The following is a 2,590-nucleotide window of genomic DNA, read 5'->3' as shown; positions in this document are numbered from 1 at the left end:
TTGCGAACCTTTACTGGTTTTCTGGACTTCGATTCGAGTTTGAAATGCTTCGCGGAATTGAGGCATGTGAGTTACGGTTAGGATACAGGCGAAATCGCTAGAAATAGCATTAATCGCCGAAATCAATCGATCGCAACCTTCACGATCTTGGGTGCCAAATCCTTCATCGACAATTAACATTTGGAGAGGTGTCCCCGCTCGGTTTGAGAGCAGTTTTGCTAATGCGAGGCGGATCGAAAAGTCAATCCGAAAAGATTCGCCACCGGAGTAAGTTTCGTAGGCTCTGGTACCATTAGCATCGCCGATAACGATGTCTAAGGTATCGATATATTTAGCACTTTTAATGCTGGCTTTTTTAGTCCGACTGCTTTTGGTAGCTTTTTGAGTGATAAATTGAACGTGAAACTGGTTGTTGCTTAGTTTGGATAAAATTTGATTGCTTTCTGCTTCTAGTTGGGGTAAAATATTTTCAATAACTAGAGCTTGAATGCCATTTTTACCGAAAGCTTTACCGAGTTCGTCGTAAATCTTTTGCTGTTTTTTATAGTTATCGAGCTGCTGGTGTTGCGATCGCAGTTGTTCTTTAATATCGTTGAGTTGAGTGATTTGCCGATCGAGGCTGCCCAGATTTGAGAGTTGGTTATCTAAAATTTGGCGGCGTGCGGCTAGCTGTTGCTCTACGGCTAATATGCGTTCATCGTTATCGGGTATTTTGGCAACTTCTAAGCTAATTCGCTCGATTTCTAGTTGCGATTTTTGGCGATCGGTTGTACTCTGAAGTTCGTTGGCTTGTAAGATTTTAATGCGCTCTAGTAGCTGAGGCTGGGTTTGTTTGGCTTGTTGAACTTCTTGATACTGAAGTTGAATCGATTGAGATTGACGTAAGTTGTTAGTAACTTGCTGGTGATAGTTGCGATCGTAGTTAAGTTCGGCAATTTGTTTGTCTATAGCTTGCAGCTCGATTTGTAAATCAGAACTAGTTTGGAGTTGAGTTATTTCTGTTTCTATTTTAACTGTTTCGCAGACTAACTGCTGTTTTTGTGCGACTAATTGGATTTGCTTGCGATCGGCATCTTTAATTTTCTCTTGCTTAATTTCAACCCATCGCAATTTATCGACATCGCCTCTGGCTAAAGCGTGGCTTTGTTCGCTGTAGCTAGTTGCGGTTATTTTGGCAATTAAATCTTGCAATTGTAATTGTAACTCTGCTGCATAACTCTTTGATTCGATTGCGAGTTCTATTTGCAACTTTTCGGTAGCTATTTCCTGAAGACTTATTTCGAGTTTAGCAATCGAATCTAATTGCGCTTGCAATTTTCCTCGTTGTTCTCGCAGATTATCTAAACCAGCCAAATCGCGATTTAACTGCTTATATTCAGTCGATAAATTTTCCTTCTCTTTTACATATCGCGCGTGTTCTTCTTGAGTTGCTGAAATCTGCTGCTCGATTTGCTCTCGCTCATTTTTGGCACTAGTTAATACGTGTTCCCAATGGCTTTCATCTAAAGGTCGATCGCACAACGGACAACTAGCGTCGGGAATTTCTAATAAAGATAACTTGCGATCGAGTTCGGTTAGTTGCCGCTGATAATTACGAATGTCAGCTTCTAACCTTTGAATATTTTCTTTTTTATTTAAACCTTTTTCTTCAACTCGCTTTTGATAAACTTTTTTGCGATCTAATTCGGCAATATTGTTATCTAATAACGTCAGTCGATCGACTAATTGTGGTCGTTCTGCTGTTTCGATCGATACTTGGCGTTCGCGGCGAATTAGCTCGGTTAAGTTTGCTTGAATTTTAGCAGTCTGACGATCGAGATCGCCTGTTAATAATACTTGCTGCTGCTGGAGTGGTAAGACTTCGATTTGCAGTCGATCTAATTCTGCTAATTGCTGGCGACATACTTGCAATTGAGCCACGCCTTTAGTTACATCGCCAACGGTTGCTAAAATATCGACTAATTCGCTTTGTTGACGATCGATTAAAGTTAGTTGTGCTTGATTTTGACCTAAAGTTAATTGTAGTGATTGCGTTTGGCTAGCTAATTGCTGACTTATTTTTTGCCGATCGAGTTGAGCTTGCTGGTGTAGATTGAATTGACGGTCTAAGACTTCTAGCTGCCGTTGTAAATCGAGATAGGCTCGATAAGCGATCGAAATCTCATCCGAGCGAATTAGCAGCTCATCCAGGCGATTTTTGTCACTAGTTAAGACTTGAAGATCGGCTTGCACTTGGACGGCAGCTTGAATTAATTCACGATCGCGTTTTTGCTCCCATGCTAACTGTTGCTGCCAAGTTTCTCGCTGTCTGGCGATCGTTTTAAAACCTTCTAATTGCTGCTCTTCATCAGTTTGAAGCTGCTGCAATCGCTCGATCTCTAATTTAACAGCATCGTGCTGCTGCGTAATTACCTCAATTTCATCCAACCGTAACAAATCGGCTGCTAAAGTTTCTGTCAATACCTCGACTTGAACTTTATACTGCTTCGCCGTCTCAGCTGACACCCACCGGCCCCCAATCAATTTCTGCCACCGCGCGATCTCCGGGAACTACGACCTCGCGTGTTTCTCGCGTGACGCGCCGCCGCGC

The 2,590-nt window shown here is 42.1% G+C and carries 1 protein-coding gene; it reads right to left on the bottom strand.

Annotation, left to right across the window (positions count from 1 at the left end; all coding sequences use genetic code 11):
• Positions 1-2,505: SbcC/MukB-like Walker B domain-containing protein (locus Q0R35_RS02920; protein ID WP_295614300.1), on the bottom strand; the 2,505-nt coding region annotated here is incomplete at its 3' end.
• Positions 2,506-2,590 lie beyond the last annotated feature (85 nt).

This window comes from Chamaesiphon sp. GL140_3_metabinner_50 (genome assembly GCF_025361915.1).
Taxonomy (GTDB): Bacteria; Cyanobacteriota; Cyanobacteriia; order Cyanobacteriales; family Chamaesiphonaceae; genus Chamaesiphon.
Note: the sequence above shows the minus strand (reverse complement) of the source record. Positions and strands in the feature narration are given on the sequence as shown.